General features: G+C 37.3%; 3 protein-coding genes. 2 read left to right on the forward strand and 1 reads right to left on the reverse strand.

The window, feature by feature from the left end; genetic code table 11:
- Positions 1-204 precede the first annotated feature (204 nt).
- Positions 205-972 (forward strand): AzlC family ABC transporter permease, encoded by a 768-nt coding sequence (locus tag E5A76_RS10945; protein ID WP_053987663.1) that lies wholly within the window; start codon positions 205-207, stop codon positions 970-972.
- Positions 973-986: 14 nt separating this feature from the next.
- Entirely contained in the window at positions 987-1,367 is a 381-nt protein-coding gene (locus E5A76_RS10950; protein ID WP_161118951.1) for an AzlD domain-containing protein, read from the forward strand.
- Between the two features lie 358 nt (positions 1,368-1,725).
- On the opposite strand, the gene E5A76_RS10955 is transcribed toward E5A76_RS10950, so the two are convergent.
- On the reverse strand, positions 1,726-1,926 hold the full coding sequence (locus E5A76_RS10955; protein ID WP_008989721.1) for a cold shock domain-containing protein: 201 nt from the start codon (positions 1,924-1,926) through the stop codon (positions 1,726-1,728).
- Positions 1,927-2,296 lie beyond the last annotated feature (370 nt).

Consider the following 2,296-nt stretch of genomic DNA (forward strand, 5'->3'; position numbering starts at 1 on the left):
ATGAAAAACCAGCTATAAAATACAAAACTGGCTGCAATAAAATACAATTATGCAAGTATATGTGAACAAACTAATAGCAAAAATGATTGAATAAAAACACAGGTTAAAATATATTTGCAGAAAATAGCGCAGTACAAAACAGTAACCACTGTGAAAAATGCAACTTTTCTTTCATTTACGACACGACCCATAAAAAGGCGCCGCATGAAGAAACAACTTATCCAAGCCGGTTTAAAAGCTATATTCCCTCTCTGTGTAGGGGCATTTCCTTTCTCGTTTATCGTAGGGGCTATCAGTATCAATGCTGGTATGTCAGTACTACAAAGCACCTTATGGTCGATGACTGTATTTGCAGGCTCGGCACAAATGGTCGCTTTGGGTCTAGTCCAATCATCGACTGAGTTGATTGTGATTGCCTTGACCACTTTCGTGATCAATTTACGCCATGTGTTATACAGCGCATCACTATCAGAGTATGTAAAAGAGTACTCAATGCCGACCCGTGCATTGATGGCGTATGGTCTAACAGATGAAGTCTATGCTGCGACGGTTGGTGAAATGAAACAAGAAAAGCCGGGGCGTCATTGGTTCTACCTAGCGGCGATGTTCGGCTTTTGGGTAAACTGGGTGGTCGCTGATTTCTTCGGTGCGGTTATTGGCTCATCCTTCCCACACATTGCTGATTATGGTTTAGATTTCGCCATGGTTGCTGCCTTTATTGCTATTGTGATCCCACAAGTAAAAAGCCGTGAATGTATCGTTGCAGCAGTAGTTGCTACCGTCACCGGTATCTTACTTTCAGGTCTTCCTTATTCTTTAGGCTTAGTGGTTGCCGCCATTGTTGGTGTATATGCAGGTTACCGTATGGATTTATCAACAGAGCGTATGGAAGCCGAACTAAAAGAAGAAGTGCGTAAAGAAATCAAACAAGAACAAAATGACTCTCAACCATTAAACGCAATTGCTGAATAAAAAAGGTGACTATTATGGATTCTCACGCACATATCACTTTAAGTAACGAGTTTGTCATTTACTTATCTTTAGCCATGGCACTTGCTACATTCCTGATCCGCTTCTCTGTGATTGGTATGGCTGGTCGCTTTAATATGTCGGAGCGTTTTAAGAAAACACTACGCTTTGTACCTGTGACTGTATTACCCGCTATCATTGCTGTAGAAATTCTTGGTAAAGGCTCTAACTTTGCCTTTAACCTTGAAAATCCAAAAGTGCTTGCTGCGATTGTTTGTACGATTGTGAGCCTACGTTTTGGGCTTATATGGGTTGTGATCAGTGGCTTGGTTTCACTGGTGATCTTCCAAAATTACCTAGAACCTATCACGCATTTCCTAACTCACTTTATGGCATAGCGTACTCCGCTATTCAAAATGAAAAATCCCGAGTTCTGCTCGGGATTTTTTTTATCTTATTACTTTCTTTTGTCGATTACGTTCAACGCGTTGATAGACGATAGCCTTGAATAACAAACAATAACCTTATTAAGAATAAACACATAGATAAGCTTTAAATAGAATTTAATCTATTAATAAGCAATAAGATAAAAAGAGAATAAAAAGAAAGAAGATAAATGCAATGACATATTCTAAATATGACAAAGAACGTTTTAGGTAGGGATAAAATAAAACAGCCTAAGTAATAATAAAATTATTATCTTAGGCTGAATAGCATATTCATATTAAATTAGAATATGAACAGATGTTCGCTCATTTAGATGAAACGAATTTTAACGGCTTTTAGCTTATTGCTTGAATCATCAAGAGAAAATTCAACCATGCTACCAGAAGATGGCTGTGCTTGACCGCATACTTGAGATGCGTCAAAACGAATATCACCACCAAGATCGCTTGTAATTAGACCGATCTTTTCTACTGGGTTAAAGCTGCGAATAATACCTGTTTGTGAAGTCATAGTTATATTTCCTTTATGCCCAAACATCGCTTTCAATTAGCATTTTTGTTTGTGGCTATCAATTTGAGTTCGAATAGTTAAACCCGCAAATTAAATATTAATTACGGTAATTATCGTTTTACTCATTGACCTACTACTTCTGAGCTAAAAGTTCACCCTTCTTTTAGCCGAGCATTGCGCCCTTCGTTTGCAACAATAACGAATCACAATGTTAGAAATGAAGTTTTGATTTTAAAAACACTTGAGGTCTGAGTAACAGACGAGACAGACATTAAACACTATTTTTAATTCTGTAAATATTTTTATGACAGAATTTTGTAAAAAACTGTGGATAACCACTGAGAAAGATTTTTAACCATTGTTTTTAAAG

The sequence above is a fragment of the Photobacterium lucens genome, assembly GCF_009873615.1.
Lineage (GTDB): Bacteria > Pseudomonadota > Gammaproteobacteria > Enterobacterales > Vibrionaceae > Photobacterium > Photobacterium lucens.

Coding starts and splice junctions, on each gene's coding strand:
- E5A76_RS10945 (WP_053987663.1), top strand. CDS start 205: ATGAAGAAACAACTTATCCAAGCCGGTTTAAAAGCTATATTCCCTCTC.
- E5A76_RS10950 (WP_161118951.1), top strand. CDS start 987: ATGGATTCTCACGCACATATCACTTTAAGTAACGAGTTTGTCATTTAC.
- E5A76_RS10955 (WP_008989721.1), bottom strand. CDS start 1,926: ATGACTTCACAAACAGGTATTATTCGCAGCTTTAACCCAGTAGAAAAG.